Raw genomic sequence first — 22577 nt, 5'->3', positions numbered from 1 at the left:
TGCCTTTCGTCGCGGAGGTCGATAGGGAAAGCGTGACCTAGTCAGCATGACTGGGCTGGATGCATTCGTCAACGTCCGACGAACGCATTGTGCTGCTGATTTGTGTTGGGGATCAGACAATGAGCGACGAGCAATCCTCGTACGCTCCCTCTTGATGACTCAGGCGGATCAAACGGAACACGACTCGATGAAACTAGACGGCGACTTTTTGTCGTTCTTCCGTAGGAACCAGATTTCTGTAGACGCGTTCCAGCAGTCCTTTGAGTGTGTTTTGCTCTTCGGCAGACAGGCCATCTGCCGATTTTGTGCGGACTTCGACGGCGCACTCGACAATCTTCTGCCAGGCTTGATCGACTTTCACACCAATGCGGATGCGTTTGCAGCGACGGTCTTCCGGGCAGGCGACCCGTTCAATCCAGCCATCGCGTTCCATGCGGTCGAGAATGCCGACCAGTGTGGGGGGCTCGACGCCGATGCGGTGGGCCAAGTCAGACTGGGTGAGCTGTCCCTCTTTCATCAGCCATCCGATGACCTGGGACTGACGAAACGTGATGCCCTGCGGGCTGATCGTGTCGTTAAAAATCCGGTGATAGGCTTGGGTCGTCTGGGTGAGCCAGAAGCCGACGCTTTGCTCGAAATCGTAGGGTTCGATGGGCATAGAGGTGAATTCCGTCAAGAAGTGGATTTGTTAGCAGGCTAACGTCATGCAGCCGGTTAAGCAAATACGTTTTAAACTGCTTGCATACAAATGCAAATAGTCTTATGTGTTAATTGCTTAGTAACCACATAATTATAACGAAATAACCGCCACGATGGCGAAATGTTCGCCGGGAAGCGAGAGGAAATCTCCATAAAATTTTTATCACTGCGCATAACAAGTGCACACTTCGCAATGATTTAGAGCGGAAGTGTGCACTTGGTGATTCAAATTCGATGTTAGCGAGATGGCGTGAAGTTTTACTTCGCTCCGAACTTCACTTTTTTACCGCCACCCTTAAATGGTCGCGCACCTCCGGGTTTTCCCTGGCGTGAAAAACCTGAAGCAGGTTTTCCATCTCGTTGCGGTTTGCCATCTCGAGGTGCGTATCCATCGCGTGGTGCAAAGCCTTCGCCTTGTGGCTTACCTTCGCGACGAGGAGCAAAGCCCTCTCTTTGTGGACGGCCTTCGCTGCGTGGAGCAAATCCGCCTTCGCGTTGTGGGCGACCTTCACCGCGTGGAGCGAAGCCACCTTCGCGTTGTGGTGGGCGACTGTCGCGTGGGGCGTAACCACCTTCACGCTGTGGACGGGCTTCGCCGCGAGGAGCGAAACCTTCGCGTGGTGCGTAGCCGTCACGTTGTTGACCACCTTCGCGGGCAGGACGACCATCGCGTGGAGCGTAGCCGCTGTCACCGCCGCGGGCTTCCTGTTGACGGAAACGTCCGCCGCCTTGTGGGCGACCGTAATTCCCGCCGAACTTGCCTGCGCGGAATCCACCGCCACGGCTGCCGCCGCCGCTGCGACGATCGTCGAATGGGCGTGATTCGGCACGTGAATCGGAGTTTTCTGTGTCGACCGTGATTTTACGGTCGGTCAGGTATTCGATGGCTCGCAGAAGTTTGCGTTCGTGGCCATCGCAGAACGAGATGGCTTTGCCGTAGGCACCAGCGCGGCCCGTGCGGCCGATGCGGTGGACGTAGCTTTCGGCTTCGTCTGGCAGGTCGAAGTTGAAGACGTGGGTGATGCCATCGACATCGATCCCGCGAGCTGCGACATCGGTTGCCACCAGCAGGCGGACTTTACCGGCCTTGAAGTTGTACAATGCTTTTTCGCGAGCCTTTTGGCTCTTGTTGCCGTGGATGGCTTCCGAGGAAACCTCAGCAGCGAGAAGCTGATCAGCGACTTTGTCGGCACCGTGCTTGGTGCGGGTGAAGACGACGGCACGTTGAACGTCCTGCTCGCTGCAGAATTTGAGCAGCAGGTCGATTTTCTTCATCTGCGATACGAAACAGATCGATTGATCGATCAGTTCAACGACGTTGATCTTCGGCACGAGGTCGACGCGGACTGGATCTCGCAGGACGGCGTTGGCCAGTTGCTCGATCGCGGCTGGCATCGTGGCCGACAGGAAGATCGTCTGACGTTTTTCAGGCAGAGCAGCAGTAATGCGTTTGAGGTCTGGGAGGAAACCCATGTCGAACATGCGGTCTGCTTCGTCGATGACGAAGAACTCGATGGCCGACAGGTCGATCAGACCCTGACGCATCAGGTCGCACAGACGTCCCGGGGCTGCGACAATGATATCGATCCCCTGCTGGAGTGTTTTGACCTGACGATATTGGCCGACGCCGCCGAAGATCGTTGTTTCACGCAGGCGTGTGTGACGACCGTAGGTGCGGAAGCTTTCTGCGATCTGGGTGGCCAGTTCGCGGGTTGGAGAGAGAACCAGAACGCGTGGCAGACGTCCGCGTTTGAGCGATCCTGTGCCGGCATTCATCAGTTGGTTGAGGATGGGAAGTGCAAACGCAGCGGTCTTTCCTGTCCCGGTTTGAGCAGAACCGAGGAAGTCGCGACCTTCGATGATGGTCGGGATCGCAGCGGCCTGGATCGGGGTGGGAATCGTGTAACCTTCAGACAGGATGCTGCGGACGACGGCTTCGGTCAGTCCGAGATCGGTGAATTTGCAAGTGGCTTGCGGAATATCTGAAGATTGCGGGGCATCTGAAGATGGCGGAACAACCGAAGATTGCGGGGCATCTGAAGATTGAGGAACATCTGACGAAGCTTCGTTAATCATAATCACTTTCAAACGGCACGTTCCCCGAGCCCGCAGAAGTAGGGGTCGGAGGGCGTACGCAGTTAGTTAGAAATCTGGCAGGCAGCGCGCAGACTGTGATCTAGCGAGCTGAAAAATAGCCAGGTCCTGACACGGAACAGGACCTAATGAGCGGGACGCAACCTTGCGTCACTAAAAAACCATTGGACCTGCAGCAATCCAATAGCCCGATTTTTTATAGGAGACTCTCGAAAGGAGGTCTCCGCCGGTAATGGATCAGAGGTCGGAATGATACCGCAGCCCGGTGTGGACACAAGAGGCATTCTGATCAGTGTTCTCGAAATTTCTGAATTAAGGTCTTTTGTCGAGGATTTGGGCTCGATCCCATCGGTGAATGTCGATCCTCTGACTCGAAAAACATGTCAGCGGGCGTCCCTGTGAGAATTGAGGCAAACCGCTTAGAATGGATGTGCAGCTCGCAGTTGTGGTGAAGGATTCCCCAGTATGAAGATCTCTCTCGTCGGACTTGGCAATGTCGGTTGCGCGATCGCACATGCCCTGGTTCTTAAAGGATTTGCAAACGAGCTCGTCCTCGTGTCGCGTCGTCGCGATTTTGCGATGGGGGAGGCGCTCGATCTGATCCACTCCGCGACCTTCGAGGAACATCAGACAGAAGTCTACGCCGGTGATACAGCCGAAACCGCTAATTCAGACATCCTGATCTTCAGCGACTCGACGCACGTTCCGACGGATGATGCTGATAACTATTCTCGCTATGCGGCGGCTGAGTCGAATCTTGATCGGCTGAAATCACGCCTTCCGGAAATGGCGGCGCTGAGTCCAAAAGCCAGCGTGATCATCGTGACGAACCCGGTCGATGTGATCACGTATTTCGCGGTCCAGCTCTCTGGTTTCCCTTCGCATCGCGTGATGGGGACGGGGACTTTGCTCGATAGTGCACGCTTTCGTGCGGCGATCTCGCAGGAACTGACCATTCACCCGGATGACGTGCGGGCCTATGTCGTCGGTGAGCATGGCGACAATCAGGTCGCTGCTTTCAAGGGGGCGACCATTGGTGGGGAGCAGATCGACAAGAATTCTAAACGCCTGGAAATGGCGAGAATCACCGCACGAGAAGGCATGACGATCTACGCCCAGAAGGGCTACACGAACTACGGAGTCGCGGGGGCGACCTATACGATTGCAGAGTCGATTGCCCGCAATCTCAAGCATACGATGCCAGTCAGTCTGCTGATCGATAACTATTACGATGTCAGCAACATCTGTCTGTCTTTGCCTGCCGTGATCAGTCGCAAAGGAATCGAGCGGGTTTTGCGTCCTCAGCTCGAGCCGGATGAAATCGCGATCTTCCGAGAAGGGGCAGCGCGCGTGAGTGAAACGATTGAGAAGCTTCGACCGAGACTGGGTTAGTCTGTCGGCGATCGTCCGTCAGGATTCGCTTTATTCGGTTTCGTCCAGCCAGTTCAGCAGGAGATCGATGGTTTCGTCCCGGGTCGTTTCGTTCAAGACTTCGTGGTAAGCCGATTCAATTGAAACAAAGCGGCTGCGCGGATTGCTGGCGCAGTATTTGTCGAAGAAATGACGGGATGCTTTGGGCGAGACGATGACATCCTGGGCGGCTTGCAGCATCAGGACCGGGACGGGGAACTGCGACGTTTCCGCGAGGAGCTTCTGGCGGGCCTTTTGAGTCGCGAAGAACCAGCTGGCGGTGACGGAATTTTGGAGGTCAGGGTCTTTGCGACGCGCCTGGATGGAATTGGGATCGTGGGTCAACTGCTCAGCAGAGATATTGTTCTTGAAGCGAGTGCGAGGGGCGATGTGGAGGAGCAGGCGGCCGAGCGTCAGCTTCCAGGTCGGGACCTGGATGGCGAGTTCAACCAGAGGCGAGCTGAAGACGACTCGATTGGCTTGGATTGCTCCTGTCTGAAAAGCCCGCTTGACAACAAGTCCGCCCATGCTGTGGGCCATCAGTGAGACTGATCGGGGCGAGGCTGCGGTGTTTTCGATGACGCTTTTGAGGTCCTCGATGTATTCATCGACCGAGGTGATATCGACGCGTGGCCCAGCGGATCGGCCGTGGCCGCGGAAATCGAAGGTCGTGACGTTCCAGCCGTGTTCGTGACAGGTTTCTGCGAATTTCAGGTAACGTCCCTGGTGTTCGCAGGCTCCGTGGACGACGACGAGATGCCGGGGGCCGGGGCTTCCGGTGAGGGAAGACGCGTCCACGTCAGAATGGACCCAAGTATTGACTGCGAGGGGAGTTCCGTCGGTAGAACTGACGGTATGTTGGCGTGGCGAAGTTGGAATTTCCAGACACTCCATTTGAAATAAACCTTGATGACATCGCAGCTTAGGATGCTATACTGGAAATTGAGGGAAGTAAATCTCGAACATCTGCCAGTTTGTGTGGGTTATATTAACGTGGAGTGATGTCTCCGCAAAATCCCATCTTCCGATCATCTCCGCTGACAACAAATCGTACTGGGTAAACATTCATGCGAACCATGCTTGCGAAACTCCAAGGACTGCGTTTCGAAGAGGTCAAAGCCTGGGGAATGAGCTTCATTGTTCACGTCGGGCTGCTGCTGGCGTTTGCAAGCATTACGCATGTGACGATTGAGCAGACGCAGAAACTACTGGTCAAATCTGACATCGACAAGCAAAGCGAAGAGCCGGAGTTTGACTTCCAGGAATTCAAATTCTCCAGCGAAGCCTCCGATCAGATCGGCGGCGGTGGAGCGAATAGTCTGGGAAGTGGAAGTGGTGCTTTGGCTGCGACGATGCACGCCGGGGATGCGCTGCCAGGAAATGTGGTCGAACGAGAAATCCGAAACGACTATTTCAAAGTCGACATGCCGACGTCCATTCCGATCTTTCAGCCCTCCAATGCGGAATTGACAGAGAAGGTGGCTGTCGCAGGGCAGACGGAGCGGGTCAGTGGCGTGAAAGGGGCGATGGATCGACTCGCGTTTGAAATTGCGGGAATGGTCAAAGACAAGCCGACGCTGGTGATCTGGGCATTTGATGCTTCGGGGTCGCTGAATAAGCAGCGCGAAGACATTTCCAAGCGGATGAAGCAGGTTTACGAGCAGCTGGGGCTGATGAAAGTCGGAGCAGAAGGTGCGCTCAAGACGGCGGCGGTCAGTTTTCAGCATCAGGTGAATGTCTTGACTCCTGAACCGATTGATTCGGACAAGATCGATGGATTGCTCGAAGCGATCAAGAAAATTCCAGTCAATCTGGAACAGCCTGAAGAGATGGTTTTCACGGCTTGCGAGCAGGCGATCAACAAGTGGATGGCCTATAAGACCAAGCAGCGTCGGAATATCGCGATCATCATTGTCACCGACGAGCGTGGCGATGATATGAATAAACTGGAACCGCTGATCGACGTCACGCGTCGATTCGGGATCAAGGTTTACTGTGTTGGCCATGCGTCGATGTTCGGCAAGCAAAAAGGGGTAGTCGACTGGACGTATCCGGACGGGTATGTTGGTCCGGTCGATGTCGATCAGGGGCCTGAATCGTTCTATCAGGAACTGCTCGATCTTCCGTTCTGGGGGAGTCAGAACCTGGCACTCGAACGGTTGTCGGCTGCTCAAGGGCCTTATGCTCTGGCCCGGTTGTGCAATGAATCGGGCGGGATCTACATGATTACCGACGATTCGAAGGCGGAATACAACTTCGATCCTGCGGTGATGCGGTCTTACCAGCCGGATTATCGGCCTGTGGAAGTGATTCGCGCGGAAGTCGAGAAGAACCCTGCGAAGATGGCGTTGATTGCGGCGATTAATGCGTCGTCCGTGGAACGCATTGAGGCTCCTGCGGTGGCATTTCGGGCGGATCGTGACGAGATTTTAAGAACGGAACTGACGGAAGCGCAGAAACCGCTGGCAGTGCTTGATTATCGTCTGACTCAGATGCTGACGGCTTTGGAGCAAGGTGTGAAGTTCCGAGATGCGATTAAAGAGCCTCGCTGGCAGGCGAGTTACGATCTGGCGCTCGGGCGGGCTCTCGCGATTCGCGCGCGGGCTTTCGGTTACAACGTGATGCTGGCGGAGATGAAGTCGTCTCCGAAGACGTTTTCTGATCCCAAGAAGTTCAATCAGTGGCGGTTGATTCCGAGTGATAAAGTCGAGTCTGGTCCACAGGTGAAAAAGCAGGTCGACCTGTCTCGTCAGTATCTGCAGCGGGTCATTGATGATCATCCAGGGACGCCTTGGGCGTTGATCGCCAAGCATGAGTTGTCTCAGCCGCTGGGCTGGGAGTGGCGCGAGGGGACGATGGTGATCCCGAATCAACAGGCGATGGATCCGAATCGTCCGATGTTGTTGCTGGAAGAAGAGATGCGGATGAACAACATGAACCGTCCACCTGAACGCGTTAAGCCGAAGCTTTAGGTTCGTAGGGTGGGGTTTCGCGCGACGCCTGGGGAGTGTTTCCCGGAATTTGGGGCAGACTGCGGGGGCAGCCACGTCCGGTAAACATGCATTTCTGACAAACGCATCAGATTCGCTCTATCCGGCTCAATGGGAATGAGTTACATAGCCGATCCCTGCAGAAGAGATGACTCATTTTCCCTACCAGAGCGATCCACGGATGGATAAACTGCTCCGATCAATACTGAATCGAAGTCTGATCGGTGGGATCGTATTGCTTTGTGGCTGCCGGATGGTCGATCAGAAGCAGGCGAAGCGATCGAGTGATTCTTACCAGAAGCAGGCATTATCTCAGCAGGCAAAACAAGCTGGGAATCTGTGTGAAGCACGTCAGTTGCTTGAGCAGGCGATTCGTATCAATCCCAATGACGCTGGTAACCATTATCAGCTGGCGGATGTGCTGGCCAAAGAGAAGAACCATGCGGCTGCTGTCAGTGAATTGATGCGGTGCAAGGAGTTGGCTCCGAGTGATGCGCGTACGTATTCCCGTCTTGCAAAAATGATGCACGATGAAGGAAGTGAAGAGAAGGCGCTCGAGCTTGTCGAGTCGGCTCTGCAGCTTGACCCCTATCGCGTCGATGCGTTGATGGTGCATGCGAAGATCATGCAACGTCGTCAGCGTCACGATGAGGCGATTTCGGATTACCTGCTGGCGATGTCTCAAAAGCCGGTTGTTTCGGACGTTGCAGTGGAGTTGTCGTCACTTTACCAGGAACTGGGGCGGCATCAGGAAGCCGTTGAGGTCCTGCAGCGTGGGCTGAGAGAATGTCGGGATGAAGTCGGAGTACAGGAAAAACTGTATTGGCAGATTGGGTTGGCTCACGCCGGGATGGAACAGTGGGCGATGAGTGAGCATTATCTTTCGTCGGCTGTGAAAATGGAGAGTCAGCCCGGGTCGGCCCAGCTGCTTTATCTGGCTCAAATTCAAAACCAGATGGGTGCGAAAAGTTCAGCGATCGCGACTCTGGAGCGCCATGTCGGGCTTTATCCCCATGAGCCAGACGGGTTTTCGATGCTGGCGGATTTACGAGGTGTTCCGGCGAATCGGACGATCGCCGCGGATGATCGGGGTGTTAGTCTGCCGGTGAGAACGGCGTCTACGGAAGTGTTGAATTGAGTGGTGGATGGTCGGTTGGGAATGGTTTTGGCTGTTGCTTTACTAGGGAAAATGGGGGCGAATGAGTGCCTATGCCCCACCCTCATCCGTCAGCGAAGCGCTGACCCCTTCTCCCTTGAGGGGAGAAGGGGGTGAATGGGGCGTTGATGGTTATTCGTTGGGCAGGGGGAGAGGGGAATGGGGGCTTGAACTGCCCTCGGTTGTTTTGTTTGTTATAGAAAGCTTATTGGCGCGATGCCCTCATCCGCCTTCGGCACCTTCTCCCGGGGGGAGAAGGGATGATTGTGTTAAGATGTAACGATTGATTCGGGGTTGCTGGCTGGGGTGGGTGTTTGGTGTCGATAGAGTGAGGGTTGAGTACCTTGCCTTTCGACATGGATGTGTGAACCGGCAATGATTGCCCCAGCTCCAGCAAATTATCGTGTGCAGATGGACCTCTATTCGGGGCCGATCGATCTGCTTGTGTACCTGGTGAAGCGGAGTGAACTGTCGGCCACGAATCTGAAGATCTCGCTGATCGTCAAGCAGTTTGTGGACTATGTGGAAGTGCTGGAATACCTCGCGCTGGATGAGATCGGTGACTTTCTGGTCATGATCACAACGCTGCTGGAGATCAAGAGCCGCGAGTTGTTGCCACGGGCGGCGGAAGAAGTGGTTGAAGAAGAACAGGCGGCGACGAGTGGGTCGCCGGGGTCGCAGCTGATTGCACAGCTGATGCTGCATAAGCAGTTTCAGTATGCGATCGGGGAGCTGAAAGCGAAAGCGGATGTGTGGCTGGATCGTTATCCGCGAATGGAGAGCAGCAAGCCTTCAAGTCGTCGGCCGCAGTCGCTGGATTACATCAAAGATGTCGAGCTGTGGGATCTGGTGAGTGCGCTGTCACGCGTGATCAAGATCAAGCACATCGAGAAGCATGAGCGGATCAAGTTCGATGAGACGCCTTTGCACATCCACATCAAGATGATGGCGGATCGGATCAAGGAGCAGAAGGAAGTCTCGTTTCATAGTCTGTTCAAAGAGGTATCGCATCGGAGCGTGATTGTCGGGATGTTTCTGGCGATCCTGGAGCTGTTGCGTCACCATGGATTTCGGGCTGTGCAGGCGGAAGACCATGGGGACATCATGCTTTATCCGCCGGTTGAAGAACGGGAGTTTGATGAATCAATCGCGGTCTCGTCGTCGGGGGATGATGCGGTGAAGGAAGAGGGACATTGATGTGGTTGAATTGCAGAGATTGGGGAAACGGACATAATGGGGAGAGGTTGGGCGGGATTTGAGAAAAGTGCCTGGCGCTTGTTGTGGGATTGAGAGCGAACGGATGCCTATCGCCCACCCTCATCCGTCAGCACTGTGTTAAGTAAACACCTAAGGTGTTGCGCTGACACCTTCTCCCCTCAAGGGAGAAGGGACTAAAACGGCTCCCCTCAAGGGAGAAGGGACATTCCGAAACAAGATTGGATTGGTTTTGTGCCATGCATGTGGCTTATGGCTTTGAGGATCTGAACGAGCTGAAGCGGAGTTGGTTGACGATCGGCAACTTTGATGGTGTCCACCTGGGGCATCGGATGATGTTGCGGGAGTTGATCGCGTGCGCGCGTCGTGATGGGGAGAAAGCGGTTGTTTTGTCGTTTGATCCACCGCCGCTGGCTGTGCTGAAGCCGGATCTGGTGTTGCAGCGGTTGACGACGCATGCCCGGAAGATTGAGTTGCTGCATGAAGTCGGCGTGGATGGGCTGGTTGTTTGTCAGACGTCGCTGGGGCTGCTGGATTTGTCGGCGCGGGATTTTTTCGAGCAGATTATTGTGGAGAAGTTGCAGGTCACGGGGATTCTGGAGGGGCCGAATTTTTTCTTTGGGAAGAATCGCGGTGGGGATATTGCGATGCTGCAGGCTCTGTCTGAAGAGCATGGAATCAAGACGAAGATTGTTGAGTCGCTGGGGGTTGATGGGGAGATGATTTCTTCGACACGGATTCGGCAGTATCTTTTGAGCGGCGATGTCAAGAAAGCAGGTGAGCTGCTGGGGCAGCCTTATGAATTGACGGGGCGCGTGGTGACGGGGGCTCAGCGTGGGCGTTTGTTGGGGATGCCGACGGCGAATCTGGCGACGGTGTTGACGGTCGTGCCAGCACAAGGGGTGTATGCGGGGCGGGTGGAGATTGGTGGGCGTGACTATGCCGCTGCGGTGCATATTGGGCCGAATCCAACGTTTGAGGAGGGAGAGTCCAAGATCGAGGTGCATGTCCTGGATTTTTCCGGTGATCTTTATGGGTCGGCGTTGAGCGTGACGTTTTTCGAGCGATTGCGGGGGCTGGAGAAGTTTCCGGACAAGGACGCGCTGGTGGCTCAGATTGGTCGTGACGTCAAAAACGCGCGGGACTGCTATCAAAGGGTGTGGTCGTCTCGTCTATAATCGAAGAACGACCGATGGAACCGATTGCTGGAGCGGATTGACTGCCATGCGTGACTTGATTGATCAGAATACAGACGGACGCGATTATCGGCTCTACGTGCCGCATAACGATGGTTGGTTAGGACGTGTGAAGCCTGACAGTACGAAGGAGTACTGTTACATGAAATCGCCGGGAGAGGATTATTATCATCTGTTGCAGGTGGGTGAGATTTATCTGCAGCGCGGGCATGAGAAGGTTTGTTTGACGTGTGCTCTGCGTAATGGAGTGATCACGGAGAATCGACTGCATTGGCAGCATCCGCCGAAGTCGAAGCCGATGCCGATTTGAGGTCGGATGAGTTGATGGATCGAATCACGAACGAGTGATGGGTTTGTGCTTTCCCGCTGTGATTGCGGCGTGATGAGTGAGATTTTGTCGGATGGCCGCTTTCGAGCGAAGCGATTGGGGAATTGTTCTTAACGCAGGTGAGCGATCCTGCTAGGATGCGCGGACACGCAGCAGCTTTGGTGCTCGTCGTGGTGAAGGAGTAGTCGGTGGTGGACGGGCCAGTTAGTCGTCCGATCTACGGCCTTTGAATAATGGGATCGATGGAAATCATGTCTTGTTTTTTGAGTGTGTGGTCACGATACGTTTGGGTTTGGGCGTTGGTTGGTGGGCTCGTTCTGGCTGACCGGGACGCTTTTTCTCAGGCACCCAGTCCTGCGAATCCTCCTGCATCCAGGCCGTCTGCCGCGACGACACAGCCGAATTCAGCGCAGGCAAGTTCGACTCAGGCACCTGCGACACAGGCCACAACGAATCCTCCTCCAGCTGAGGCGGCGGAAACTGCAACTGAGCAGTTGCGTAAAGAGTCGATTCAGCAGCGCATCACAGCCGTCAACACAATGACGGAGATGCCTGAAGCGACCAAGGCGGAGATTCTCAAGAACTATCAGAACTCGGTCGCGGAAATTGATCGTATTCTGGCGGCTCGCAAAGCGATCGAGACTTTCAAGAAGATCATTGCTGATGCGCCGGCTGAAATCGAAGCGGCGAAGAAGGCTCGTCAGGATGGATCCAAGGATTCGACGAAGACCTCTACGGCGATGCATGAACAGATTGAGGGGATTCAATCGGCAGCTGAGCTGGAGAAGCTACTGCAGGAAAGTGAAGCTCAGCTGAAGGAAGTGACTTCGGCGTTCAGCAAAATTGATGGCGAGCCGAAGGTTCGTGCGGATCGAGTTGCTGCGATTCAGGCGATCATGCAATCGAACAAAGCAGAGCTGGATCAATACGCTGCGAGCAATACTCCTGCACCGGCGGCAGCAACTCCTGATGCGCCGCCGACGGAAGAGTCTCTTTCGAAGATGACTTTCCAGCAGATTCACCGCGAGGCACTGCTAGCGGTTCAGGAACGACTCCAACTGGAGCTGGATAGTTTCAAGGCGACTGCGGATCTGTTGCCACTGAAGCTGGATACGCTGGCTGTCGAGAAAGTCCGGCTGGAAAAGCTGGTGGCGACGTTGTCGGCTCGTGTCAATGAGATGCGAAAGAATGAAGCCAAGAAGGAGGTCGAGGAGAAAAAGGAACAAGCGAAGACGGTTGCTCCTGAGTTGGCTCCACTGGCTGACGAACTGACTGCGCTAGCAGAAGTCCGCAATGATATCGCTAATAAGCTGTCTGCGCTGAATGAAGAAAAAGAGCGGATGAGCAGTATGCTCACCACGCAGCAGAAGCAGTTTGAAGAAACGCAAAAGCAGACAGCCAGTTCTGGAATGTCTGCTCAGGCGGGACAACTTCTGCGGCGCGAGCGGGAAGCGCTGCCTGATACGACGACCCTGGAAAGAGAGATCGTAAATCGTGATGAACTGCTGGGGAATGCACGTTTCACCAGCAACGAGTATAAAAGCAAAAGGCTGGAATTTGCTGATCTGGAGGCCAAGAAGACACAGTGGCTGAATAAACTGCGGGCGGAGAATCCTGCGTTTGAATTGACAAAGGAGCTGGAAGCTCAACTGGATGATCTCCTGGCCCAACAGAGGGAGCAGACCTCGGATATTACGGGAGATTATGATGAATACATCACACGCTTAACCGAGTACAGCGAGATTGAGCGATCGCTGATCAGCGATACCAAGGCGTATTCGGATTACATTCGCGAACACGTCTTGTGGATTCGCAGTACGTATCCTCTGACGACGGCGCGCGAGTTCCGTCCGACGCCTGAAGCGGTTGCCTGGGTGATCTCACCGGAGAACTGGATGGCTGTGGGGAGTGAGCTGAAGTCAGATATTTCTCGTCGTCCTGAGTTGTGGTTTGTGTTTTCGTTGAGTGTGCTGGTGCTGTTTGCATTTCAGCGGCCTGTGAGGCGGTGGTTGATCAAGGAATCAGACGTTGCGTCTCGACGATCGGCGATGGAGTTTTTGCCGACGCTGAAAGTGATTGGGTATACGTTATTCCTGACGGCATTGGTGCCGATGACATTGGCGTTTATTGGGTGGAGGTTGTCGTCTTCGCTGTCGGAGTTTGCGTTTGTGCGAGCGTTTTCGGATGCGTTGTTGTCAACGAGCGGAGTCTGTCTGTGTTATGAGTTACTTCGGCATATCTGTCGACGAAAAGGGCTGGTACAGTCTCACCTGGATTGGGAATTTGATCGTCTGCCTGCGATTCGACGGTCGTTGCTGCTGAGTGTCTGGGTTAACCTCCCGCTGTGGTTTGTCGTGATGCTGCTGGAGAGTCAGACAGAGGAGGCTTTAAGGTCGTCGTCGCTGGGACGACTGTGCTTTCTCGGCTTGATGGTGATCAATATCGGTTTCGCGATGTCACTGTTTAACCTTGGGAAAAAGCCGGTTCCGGAAGTGTTTGAGACCTGGGATGCCCCACTGAAGTGGATAGTCGTGGTTTTTCTTTGTGCGATGGCCCTTCTGGCGATTGTTGGATATTACGAAACAGCTCTGGTGTTGACCGAGAGGCTCTTTTTGACCGTGATGTCGATCTTTCTGATCGCCGTGACGAATGGTGTCTTTGCGCGGATGGTGCTGGTGAATCGTCGTCGGATCGCTGTCGAGCAGGCCAAGATTCGTCGCGAAGCTCAAGCGCAGGCTCAGACTTCTGAATCGCCGGTATCGCCGGTCAATATCGCTGCACGAAACGCAACGGAGGATCTGATCGATCTGACGTCTGCAACCGCTCAGACACGCAAGTTCATCCGGGCGGCTGCTCTTCTGCTGGGGATGTTTGTTGTCTGGCAGATATGGGAAACGGTCTTGCCGGCTTTGAATCAGATCGAAGCATTCCATGTTTCCGGTGAGCCTGAAGGGGTCCTACACCTTGGGGATATTATTTTCCTGGGCTTCAGTCTGGTCATCACGTATCTGGTCGCGACGACGCTGCCTGGTTTTATCGAGCTGACGATTCTGGCGCGACTGCCGTTGGACAAGGGAGCGCGATATGCCATTTCCACTTTGTCGAGTTATGTTGTCACGTTGATCGGAATCATTATCGCCGGGGCAACTCTCCGGTTGAAGTGGGATGACATCCAGTGGCTGGTGGCAGCCTTGTCGGTGGGGCTTGGTTTTGGTTTGCAGGAGATTTTTGCGAACTTTGTCAGCGGATTGATCCTTCTGTTCGAGCGGCCGATTCGTGTGGGCGATGTTGTGACTCTAGGGAGTACGACAGGTCTGGTGAGTCGGATTCGGATTCGTAGTACCACCATCACGGACTGGGATGAGAAGGAATATATTGTCCCGAACAAGGATCTGATCACAGGGAGCATTCTGAACTGGACGCTGTCGAGTACGAGGAATCGAGTCGTGCTGAGTGTGAGTGTCAGCTACGATTCTGACACGCGCAAGGTTCGACGGTTGCTCGAGGAGATTTGTCGAGATCATGAATCGATCATGAAAGAACCGGCGCCGCTTGTGAACTTCGATAAGTTTGGCGACAGTGCCCTGCTCTTTGCGATTCGTTTTTACCTGCCGACGCTGGATAACCGAGTCAACATTATCGATGAGATTCATAATCGGATCATCGAGAAGTTCCGACAGGAAGAGATCGAACTGGCATTCCCTCACCAGGATCTGCGGATTCTGTCTTGGCCAGAGATGATGACTCGATCGTCCGGTATGTCGACGCCATCGTCAAAGGCTCCCGGCGAGTCGAATGGCAGTTCGATCCTGCAGCATTGACTGATTCCGATCACGAGTTAAGTGGTGACTGGTTTCAGGCGGTCGCTTTTCAGGTCTTGAGAAGATTTTGGATTTTGCGCGCCATTTGTTCCAGCGGTACGACTTGATCAGCGAGTTCTGCCTTGAGGACGGATTTGGGCATCCCGAAAACGGTACATCCGTCGGGAGCCTGGACGAGGACGTGGCCGTTGTTGCGATGAACCAGTTCGCAGCCAAGGGTTCCGTCGCGGCCCATGCCGGTCAGGATGACGGCTAAAAGTGGTTGATCGAACGCGCTGACAGCTGAGCGAAAGGTGTAATCGACGGCGGGGCGTACGCGTTGTTCGGGGGGATCGTCTGTGAGGCGAACGCAGATATTCGAGAATCCCTGGCGGCGCAATTCCAGGTGCTTTCCGCCGCGTGCGAGGATGACTTTTCCAGGGGAGAGCAACATCCCTTCTTCTGCTTCGACGACTGTGAGTTCGCTGGCTTCATCGAGCCGAGCGGCTAATGTCGACGTGAACTTCTCGGGCATATGCTGAATGACGATGACGGGGACAGGGAGATCGGCGGGGAGTTCCGGAATCAGCTTTGCGAGGGCGTCGGGGCCGCCTGTGGAACAGCCGATGAGGAGTGCTCCGAAAGAGGTTGCCTTCTCACCGCTGCGGGTCGGCGAGGTTTGAAAGAGGACGGGCTTAGGTTGGAGTTCTGGAGATGATGTTTCGCGGAGCGCGTCGATGCGTTCGATGAGTTCGGCTCGCAGGAGGGCTTTTGTTTCCGCTGGGTTCCCGGTCGAAGGTTTGACAATGAAATCGAAGGCACCTTCGATCAGTGCATCGGTTGTCACCTGGGCGCCGGAGGTTGTGAACCGGCTGATCATGATGACCTTTGTTGCTAATTTGCGGCGTTTCAGCTGACGCAGAACTGCGATGCCATCGACTTCGGGCATCTCAACATCGAGGGTGACGAGGTCGGGAGAAAGTGATTCAATCTGCTCGGCGGCCCGGGTGCTGTCGCTGATGCTTGCCACCAGTTCGCAATTCGGAATCTCCTTGATGACGTTTCGTAACATCATCCGAAAGAGAGCCGAATCGTCGACAGTGACTATTCTAAAGGGGGCCATCGACGATCCTCTAACTCATCCGTGTTGCAGGCTGTTTCGAAAGAATGATTCGAGAACGGCAGGATCAAAGGGCTTGACGATGAAATCGGCAGCACCGGCAGCGATACATTCTCGTAACTTCTCTTTTTGATTGACGGCACTGACCATCACAACATGCGCTTCTGGATTGACCTTGCGGATGGCCTTGAGGGCATCAAGACCATCCATTTCGGGCATGACCATATCGAGGGTGACGAGGTCAGGCTGATGTTCTTCGTACAAAGAAACGGCAGCCAGACCGTTGTTTCCTTCTGCGACGACATCCCATCCTGCGCGGATCGCGAGTTCGCGAATCTTCATCCTCATGATGAGTGCATCATCGACAATGAGCAGTCGATTCATACTTCGTTGCCTTTAGGGTGTTGTCTCCGGACGAGCGGAGAATGACAAAGATCAGATTCGAACAGGGGATTGACCAACGACTTCCACGATGACTTCCCCAGTGGAGACGTTCAAAGCCATACGTCGGCCCTGGGTGCCGCCGCAGTGGCTGCCGGAAATGGGAATCATCAGTTGTTGGAGCAGTTCGTTGACAGCGACGAGATTCTGGTCTCCGATGCTGCGCTGGGTCTTTGTTGCGAACATATTGGCGCCTCCGGCGATCTTAGCGGAAATGTAAGAGGACTTGACGCCTAACTGAATCATCTGGCGAATCAATTCGGGAATCGCGGTATCTGCATACTTGCCGATGGGATCTGACACGCTGTTGGAACGTGGTAAAACAATATGAGCCATGCCGCCGGTGCGTGTGCGTAGGTCATAGAGGGCGATTCCAATGCACGAGCCCAGCAGTGTTCTCAGGATTCCCTCGTTTCTGACGACGACAATTTCGGCGATGCCGACTTTGCGTTCCAGTTGAGGATTCGATTTCGAGAACGATGGGGAATCCATACGAGAACCGGTCGCCTTAGTTCATGTTGGTCAGGATTTCAGAAAGTTTCACCAGCGAGGAGGCATCCGGGATCAGGAGGAACTTCCAGCTTAATGGACAGCCTTTGAGTTCGAATGAGACGCCTGCGAAGACCGCCTGGGTCCCACTGATCGCCTGATCGAGGAAGGCAGACTGCAGGATGCTGGCTGCGTAATCTCGCAGAAAGATGGGAGGGGAAGGGATCAGTTCGATGGTGCTCGAAGTGCGATCGGAGAGTTCGTTGGAAATGCCATTGAGGTAGGCGCTGCCTGCAATATTCATAGTTTCGAGAACGGATGATCGTTCGATTTCGCCCCAGGCGGTCGAGGTTCCTGTTGTCTGGCCTTGAAGAAGATCGCTGACCATTAGCCCGCTTGTATCATCGAATGCCAGGACCATCAGGCCGGTCAGTGTTCCTTCCATCCCCATGATGCAGACGCAGGCTGGTTCATCATCGCTGCCAATTAACGTCGATACCTCTTCGATCGGACAGGAGCTGATGGAATCGATCTTCATCGTGATGGGAGTCGTCAGCCATCGCTGTAGCGCCGACGAAGCGTCCTGTGCTCCGCGATGGAATGAGGGCATCAATTGTTGTAGCTGTTCGCTGGTCACTTCCCGTTCGATTCTGTTGGTTGAACGCGTTAGGTACTTTTCTGGATGACGGAATCGACAAGTGATGCAGCATCGAGCATCAGGCAGACCGTCCCATCGCCCAGAATGCTGGCTCCGGAGAGTCCTTGAATCTGTGTGAAGTTTTCGGCGAGGGATTTGATGACCAGATCGGCTCGTCCGACCAGTGAATCGACGCTTAAGCCGAGTTTTCGTCCTCGTGAATGCAGGACGACGATGTTGAGCTGATCGGGCGTTTCAGAACTGGAATGCTGTTTTGAGCTGGAAGCTGATTGTGAATCATTCCCATTCCACTCAAAGATGCTACCCATACCGACCAGAGGGATCAATTCACCACGGACTTCGATCAGTCGTTTGTTCTGGACCGTGTGTACCTGCTCCCGGGAAATTGAAACGATCTCGCGGACGTCGTCGATGGGGATCGAGAAGTGATCCTGGCCGAACTTGACGAGAAGACTATGAATGATCGCCAGGGTGAGAGGCAGTCGGATCGTGAAGAGCGTTCCTTTTCCGGGTGTCGAACTGACATCAATCGTACCGCTGAGATCGGAAATGGCGGCACGGACAATATCCATGCCGACGCCTCGTCCGGAGATTTCCGAGATCGATTCTGCGGTGCTGAAGCCGGGATGCCAGATGTAAGAAACGAGCTGGTCTTCAGTCATTTCCTGGAGTTGAACAGGCGAGGCCAGTCCACGTTCCAGGATTCGCTTGCGGATTTTCTCGAGATTGATCCCACGCCCGTCATCACGAATGGTGATGAGAACACTGTTTCCCCGGTGGGCGGCTTCGAGTACGACGGAGCCGATGGCGGGCTTTCCTGCGGCTGACCGTTCGTCCTGAGATTCGAGTCCGTGATCGATCGAATTTCGAATCAGGTGCAGCAAGGGATCGCCGAGTGCATCGATCATGCGTTTATCGAGCTCTGTCTTGTCGCCATGAATCTCCAGATTGACCTGCTTGTTTCGATCGACAGAGAGATCGCGGACAACACGTTTGAATCGGTTGAACAAGGGGCCGACGGGCACCATTCTCGTTCTCAAGACGCCGCGCTGCAGTCCTTTGGAGACGCGTGCAAGCTGATCGACGGCTTCGGCGATCTCGGAAAACTGATGATAGCCAAGTCTCCATAGGTCTGTTTGCTCATCCAGTTCCCCGAGGTCATCCTCTAGGCCTAGAAAGATCTTCCTGAGACGTTTGGTGTCGGGAGAGGATTCCTGGACGCAACTTTGAATGTCATGAAATGCCTGGCGGATTCGTTCGGAGAGATCGCGTGTTTTTCTGCCTTGCGAATCCTGACGCAGAATGGGACTTAGCTCGGTAGCGATTTGATGGAAACGTGACTTGGCGATGACGAGCTCGCCAGTCAGATTCATCAAATAGTCAAGGCGTGAAACATCGACTCGAATGGATTCACTGGCTTGAGTTCGGTTGTCGGGAGCATTTTCGTCCTGGGTACTGGTAGCGGACAGGATCTGAGTGAATTTTGCAGCGGGCGATTTAGTCGATGTGACAGTCTCAGGTGCATTCGTTTCAGTGGGCTGAACTGGAGAGACGGGTTGTGGCGGATCACTTGGTGGAACCAGACCTGACATGGTTCCATCCTGAATCTCGACGGATTCGACACCTTCGACGCTGGCGATTCGTCGTACTTCTTCCAGGGGTTTGGTTGTCACCAAGGTGACGGAGAAAAGCGTCAGTTCTTCGAAACTGCGAACGTCGTCGACGGGAGGATCGCAGGCGACAATTTCGCCGATGGTGGACAGACGCGAAACGATCAGTCTCGCCTTCAGATCAGCAAGTTGAAGGCCTTCTCGAAAGCGAATGACCATTTTCCAACCGCCGGAGATCGTCATGGCGGCGGCTGGTGTCTTGATTCCGGGCGGTTTCGTCGCGGGAGTTGATGGTGCTGATCGCTCCAGCTGCTGGAGCTCATCCAGTAGTTGGGACGGGTCGGGCTGCGTCATGTCGCCGGCGCGTAGTCCCTGGATGAATTCGCGGAAGTAATCGATGCCGCGGAGTATCAGCGTCGTTGTGTCGCGATCAAGAATCGCCTTGCCTGAGCGATATCGCTCGAAGCGATCTTCGAGTTCATGGGCGAAATTGCCGACGGTTTCAAATCCGAGCATTCCCGAAGATCCCTTCAGCGAATGCAGCATTCGGAAGGCTTTCTGCAGCGCTGGGACGTCGTCTGGCTTCGATTCGAGAAGCAGGATCGCGGAGGTCAGTCCTTCGAGTTCATCCTCGGATTCCTCGATATAGACCTGCAGGTATTGCGCAAGATCGTCGGTAGGACCGGAATTTGAGGAAATGGGAGAGCCTTCATCAGTCATGATGGCCTCCCTGGAAACTTTTCTGATAGAGGAACGTGGATCGTTTCTCAAGCGATCCCAGCATGTCGTAGATCCCTTCCGATGGTCCAACGACCAGATATCCTCCTGCACGAAGCGAACGCGTGAGGTGATCAACAACGACCTGCTTGGATTCGCGACTGAAATAGATCAGGACGTTGCGAATGAAAATGCAGTCGTAGCTTTTTTGCGGATTGGGTTCTGTCAGATTGTGTCGGTTGATCGTCACGAGTTCGCGAAGCTGCTTTTTGACGGTCCAGGTCGCGGCTTTTTCGTCCGCATCGAAGTAGCGAGACAGCCAATTCTCAGGGATCTGCTGTACGACTTCCGGACCATAGACTCCCGCTCGCGCTTTATTCATCGACGATTCGCTGATATCGCTGCCGTGGATTTCGATCTTCCAGTTGAGAAGCTTGAGGCGATTCTCGGCCAGGCACATCGCGATTGTGTAGGGCTCTTCCCCGCTGCTGCAGGCAGCCGACCAGATGCGAATGGATTTGTCCTTCTTTCCCAGTCGAGCCTGCTCGCGCATCGCGTCAACGAATTCGGTCCTCAGCCAGTCGAAGTGCTTTTCCGTGCGAAAGAACGAGGTCTCGTTGGTTGTCACAGAATCGAGGAAGCCATCGAGTTCGTCGCGTCCGTTTTTTGACTTGAGGTACGACAGATATTCCTGGAAGCTTTCTTTCCCGGTGGCTTTGACGCGCCGACGAATTCGATTGCTCAACAGCATCACTTTATTCTCCGGGATCTGAATCCCGCTCAGCTTGAAAATGAGCGTTTGAAACTGCTCGAATTCCTGCGTGGTCAACTGAGAAAGATCCATCGTCAATCCGGCTCCTTCATTGCGACTGAGCTCGAACTCAGACTTTGAATTTCACGACGAGATCTCTCAGGGTCGAAGCCTGAGCGCCGAGTTCTTCTGCACTGGCGGCCATTTCTTCGGCACCGGCTGCGTTTGATTCCGTCGTTTTGCCGACGGTTCGGATCGCGATCTGAACTTCCTTGGCGCTCTCGGACTGCGTCTGCGTGGACTCGGCGATTCGATTGATGCCTTGAGCCGTTTCATCGACGGCTTCGACGATCGTGTGCAGGGAGTTTCCGACCTTCTGAGACAGTTCGGCTCCCTCTGCTACTCGTCGCGTCGATTCCTTGATGAGTTGTGTGATCTCTTTGGCGGCAAGACTTGATCGCTCGGCCAGCTTGCGAACCTCGTCCGCGACGACGGCGAACCCCAAGCCGTGCTCACCTGCTCTGGCGGCTTCGATCGCTGCGTTCAACGCCAGCAGATTCGTCTGGCTTGCGATCTCGCTGATCACCTGAATGATGTCATTGATCTGATCGCTCGATTTCTGGATCAGCTTCATCGAAGCGATTGCTTCATTGACAGATGCTCCCCCAGATTTTGCCAAGCTCGACGTTGAATTGGCCTGTTGACGCGCTTGAGTCGCGCTCTCGGAGATCACTGCGATCGATCGCAGCAGATCCTCTACCGATGCCGACATTTCTTCGACCGAGGCGGCCTGGGTCTGTGCTGATTCGCTCAGATTCTGAGAGCTTTCTGCAATCGCCTGCGCTCCCTCGTTCTGTTGTCCGGACGATTCGATCAACTGGCCAATCAGTTCACGCAGGTCATTGCTCATTCGCTGGATGCTTGTCGCGAGTTGAGCCAGATCATCGTCACCGTCGGTTGTCACTTCCTGAGTGAGGTCCCCATCGGCAATTGCTTCGACGATCACCTTCAAACGACTGACGCGCCGTTTAAGATCTTCAGCGGCTGCTTTTTGTCGGGCGTCAATTCGTTCTGCTTCATTCTGTGTCAACACGGCTTTGGTGATGTCGGTGGCGAACTTGACGACCTTCACGACTTTTCCATGTCCATCACGGATTGGATTGTAGGCAGCCCGTATCCAGGCCTCGCCTCCTGTCTTCGTGATCCGCAGGAAATCACCTGCGATGAATTCTCCACGTTGCAGCTTCGTCCAGAAATCGTGGTAATCGCTGCTTTTGACATAGCCCTCCTCGCAGAAGATGCGGTGATGCAGGCCAACGATCTCGTCGAGTTTGTAACCCATCGCGTTCAGGAAGTTCTCGTTGGCCGTGATGATTGAGCCATCGGGTTGAAATTGAATAACGAGGTTCGTCCGTCCGATGGCTTCGATCTGGGCAGCAGAATCTGCCTGCTGATCTTCAAGACGTTTTTTCTCGGTGATGAGATCCCAGTTCAGCATCGGCCCATAATAGTCGCCGTTGTTGTCGTAGAGCGGAAAGACATTCAGTTCCAGGATTTCCGGTCCCAGCTGAATCTGCGCGGTGTGTGGGAGGTTTCTCGGATCGGCCAGAAGTCGACGCTGCATCTCAGGAGCAACGTGGAACATGTCAATCGTCTGGCCGAGCATCGAGTCGACGGGGCATGGCAGAAGATGCTGAAGCTGTCGCAGTGTCTTTTCGGTCGCCGGGTTCATGTAGACGATACGGAGATCGCGGTCAGCGACCATGACGCGGACGCTCGTGTTTTTGACCAGTTGCTCAAAGTCGAACTTTGCAGGCGCCGGGGTGTTTGTTGTCCGACGTCTCGGCTTTTGTGGTGTTGGTTCAATAGCCATGGCATATCCAGTATCAAAGTTGTCTATTTC

At 54.4% G+C, this 22577-nt stretch carries 17 protein-coding genes; 7 read left to right on the top strand and 10 right to left on the bottom strand.

Going from position 1 to position 22577, the window contains the following annotated elements; translation table 11 throughout:
* Positions 1–193 precede the first annotated feature (193 nt).
* Together SH248x_RS07250 and SH248x_RS07245 are read right to left on the bottom strand one after the other, a co-directional pair.
* Complete coding sequence (locus SH248x_RS07250) at positions 194–658, bottom strand: MarR family winged helix-turn-helix transcriptional regulator (protein WP_459557859.1); 465 nt, start codon at positions 656–658, stop codon at positions 194–196.
* A 299-nt stretch (positions 659–957) separates the two neighbouring features.
* Positions 958–2775, bottom strand: a complete 1818-nt coding sequence (locus SH248x_RS07245) for a DEAD/DEAH box helicase (protein WP_459557858.1) — start codon at positions 2773–2775, stop codon at positions 958–960.
* A 483-nt stretch (positions 2776–3258) separates the two neighbouring features.
* Between SH248x_RS07245 and SH248x_RS07240 the strand changes: the two genes are divergently transcribed.
* Entirely contained in the window at positions 3259–4185 is a 927-nt protein-coding gene (locus SH248x_RS07240) for a Rossmann-fold NAD(P)-binding domain-containing protein (RefSeq protein ID WP_459557857.1), read from the top strand.
* Between the two features lie 30 nt (positions 4186–4215).
* On the opposite strand, the gene SH248x_RS07235 is transcribed toward SH248x_RS07240, so the two are convergent.
* On the bottom strand, positions 4216–5001 hold the full coding sequence (locus tag SH248x_RS07235; RefSeq protein ID WP_459557856.1) for an alpha/beta fold hydrolase domain-containing protein: 786 nt from the start codon (positions 4999–5001) through the stop codon (positions 4216–4218).
* Positions 5002–5270: 269 nt separating this feature from the next.
* On the opposite strand from SH248x_RS07235, the gene SH248x_RS07230 reads away from it, so the two are divergent.
* From SH248x_RS07230 to SH248x_RS07205, 6 genes are all read left to right on the top strand, one after another.
* Positions 5271–7175, top strand: a complete 1905-nt coding sequence (locus tag SH248x_RS07230; RefSeq protein WP_459557855.1) for a vWA domain-containing protein — start codon at positions 5271–5273, stop codon at positions 7173–7175.
* 199 nt (positions 7176–7374) lie between these two features.
* Positions 7375–8331: a tetratricopeptide repeat protein gene (locus SH248x_RS07225; protein WP_459557854.1), complete on the top strand. Its 957-nt coding sequence runs from the start codon at positions 7375–7377 to the stop codon at positions 8329–8331.
* 393 nt (positions 8332–8724) lie between these two features.
* Positions 8725–9546: a segregation and condensation protein A gene (locus SH248x_RS07220; protein ID WP_459557853.1), complete on the top strand. Its 822-nt coding sequence runs from the start codon at positions 8725–8727 to the stop codon at positions 9544–9546.
* Positions 9547–9803: 257 nt separating this feature from the next.
* Entirely contained in the window at positions 9804–10742 is a 939-nt protein-coding gene (locus SH248x_RS07215) for a bifunctional riboflavin kinase/FMN adenylyltransferase (protein WP_459557852.1), read from the top strand.
* 46 nt (positions 10743–10788) lie between these two features.
* Positions 10789–11070 carry a hypothetical protein gene (locus SH248x_RS07210; protein WP_459557851.1) on the top strand — a complete coding sequence of 94 codons (282 nt, stop codon included), beginning with the start codon at positions 10789–10791 and terminating at the stop codon, positions 11068–11070.
* Between the two features lie 251 nt (positions 11071–11321).
* Positions 11322–14909: a mechanosensitive ion channel domain-containing protein gene (locus SH248x_RS07205; protein ID WP_459557850.1), complete on the top strand. Its 3588-nt coding sequence runs from the start codon at positions 11322–11324 to the stop codon at positions 14907–14909.
* A 49-nt stretch (positions 14910–14958) separates the two neighbouring features.
* On the opposite strand, the gene cheB is transcribed toward SH248x_RS07205, so the two are convergent.
* The 7 genes from cheB to SH248x_RS07170 are packed head-to-tail and all read right to left on the bottom strand — an operon-like array spanning position 14959 to position 22547.
* Complete coding sequence (cheB, locus tag SH248x_RS07200) at positions 14959–16011, bottom strand: chemotaxis-specific protein-glutamate methyltransferase CheB (protein ID WP_459557849.1); 1053 nt, start codon at positions 16009–16011, stop codon at positions 14959–14961.
* Between the two features lie 15 nt (positions 16012–16026).
* Positions 16027–16392 (bottom strand): response regulator, encoded by a 366-nt coding sequence (locus tag SH248x_RS07195; RefSeq protein ID WP_459557848.1) that lies wholly within the window; start codon positions 16390–16392, stop codon positions 16027–16029.
* A gap of 51 nt (positions 16393–16443) precedes the next feature.
* Positions 16444–16941 carry a chemotaxis protein CheD gene (locus SH248x_RS07190; RefSeq protein ID WP_459557847.1) on the bottom strand — a complete coding sequence of 166 codons (498 nt, stop codon included), beginning with the start codon at positions 16939–16941 and terminating at the stop codon, positions 16444–16446.
* 16 nt (positions 16942–16957) lie between these two features.
* Positions 16958–17548, bottom strand: a complete 591-nt coding sequence (locus tag SH248x_RS07185) for a hypothetical protein (RefSeq protein WP_459557846.1) — start codon at positions 17546–17548, stop codon at positions 16958–16960.
* 56 nt (positions 17549–17604) lie between these two features.
* Complete coding sequence (locus SH248x_RS07180; RefSeq protein WP_459557845.1) at positions 17605–19926, bottom strand: chemotaxis protein CheW; 2322 nt, start codon at positions 19924–19926, stop codon at positions 17605–17607.
* On the bottom strand, positions 19919–20767 hold the full coding sequence (locus SH248x_RS07175; protein ID WP_459557844.1) for a CheR family methyltransferase: 849 nt from the start codon (positions 20765–20767) through the stop codon (positions 19919–19921). Before SH248x_RS07175 ends, SH248x_RS07180 begins: the two co-directional genes overlap by 8 nt.
* Before the next feature lie 37 nt (positions 20768–20804).
* A complete protein-coding gene (locus tag SH248x_RS07170) occupies positions 20805–22547 on the bottom strand; it encodes a methyl-accepting chemotaxis protein (RefSeq protein WP_459557843.1) in 1743 nt (580 codons plus the stop codon).
* Between the last annotated feature and the right edge of the window lie 30 nt (positions 22548–22577).

The sequence above is a fragment of the Lacunimicrobium album genome (assembly GCF_052161635.1).
GTDB lineage: Bacteria > Planctomycetota > Planctomycetia > Planctomycetales > Planctomycetaceae > SXPC01.
Note: the sequence above shows the minus strand (reverse complement) of the source record. Positions and strands in the feature narration are given on the sequence as shown.

Bases quoted from the DNA above. Each gene is read 5' to 3' on its own strand.
- SH248x_RS07250 (WP_459557859.1), bottom strand. From the start codon at position 658: ATGCCCATCGAACCCTACGATTTCGAGCAAAGCGTCGGCTTCTGGCTC.
- SH248x_RS07245 (WP_459557858.1), bottom strand. From the start codon at position 2,775: ATGATTAACGAAGCTTCGTCAGATGTTCCTCAATCTTCAGATGCCCCG.
- SH248x_RS07240 (WP_459557857.1), top strand. From the start codon at position 3,259: ATGAAGATCTCTCTCGTCGGACTTGGCAATGTCGGTTGCGCGATCGCA.
- SH248x_RS07230 (WP_459557855.1), top strand. From the start codon at position 5,271: ATGCGAACCATGCTTGCGAAACTCCAAGGACTGCGTTTCGAAGAGGTC.
- SH248x_RS07225 (WP_459557854.1), top strand. From the start codon at position 7,375: ATGGATAAACTGCTCCGATCAATACTGAATCGAAGTCTGATCGGTGGG.
- SH248x_RS07220 (WP_459557853.1), top strand. From the start codon at position 8,725: ATGATTGCCCCAGCTCCAGCAAATTATCGTGTGCAGATGGACCTCTAT.
- SH248x_RS07215 (WP_459557852.1), top strand. From the start codon at position 9,804: ATGCATGTGGCTTATGGCTTTGAGGATCTGAACGAGCTGAAGCGGAGT.
- SH248x_RS07210 (WP_459557851.1), top strand. From the start codon at position 10,789: ATGCGTGACTTGATTGATCAGAATACAGACGGACGCGATTATCGGCTC.
- SH248x_RS07205 (WP_459557850.1), top strand. From the start codon at position 11,322: ATGGGATCGATGGAAATCATGTCTTGTTTTTTGAGTGTGTGGTCACGA.
- cheB (WP_459557849.1), bottom strand. From the start codon at position 16,011: ATGGCCCCCTTTAGAATAGTCACTGTCGACGATTCGGCTCTCTTTCGG.
- SH248x_RS07195 (WP_459557848.1), bottom strand. From the start codon at position 16,392: ATGAATCGACTGCTCATTGTCGATGATGCACTCATCATGAGGATGAAG.
- SH248x_RS07190 (WP_459557847.1), bottom strand. From the start codon at position 16,941: ATGGATTCCCCATCGTTCTCGAAATCGAATCCTCAACTGGAACGCAAA.
- SH248x_RS07185 (WP_459557846.1), bottom strand. From the start codon at position 17,548: ATGCCCTCATTCCATCGCGGAGCACAGGACGCTTCGTCGGCGCTACAG.
- SH248x_RS07180 (WP_459557845.1), bottom strand. From the start codon at position 19,926: ATGACTGATGAAGGCTCTCCCATTTCCTCAAATTCCGGTCCTACCGAC.
- SH248x_RS07175 (WP_459557844.1), bottom strand. From the start codon at position 20,767: ATGGATCTTTCTCAGTTGACCACGCAGGAATTCGAGCAGTTTCAAACG.
- SH248x_RS07170 (WP_459557843.1), bottom strand. From the start codon at position 22,547: ATGGCTATTGAACCAACACCACAAAAGCCGAGACGTCGGACAACAAAC.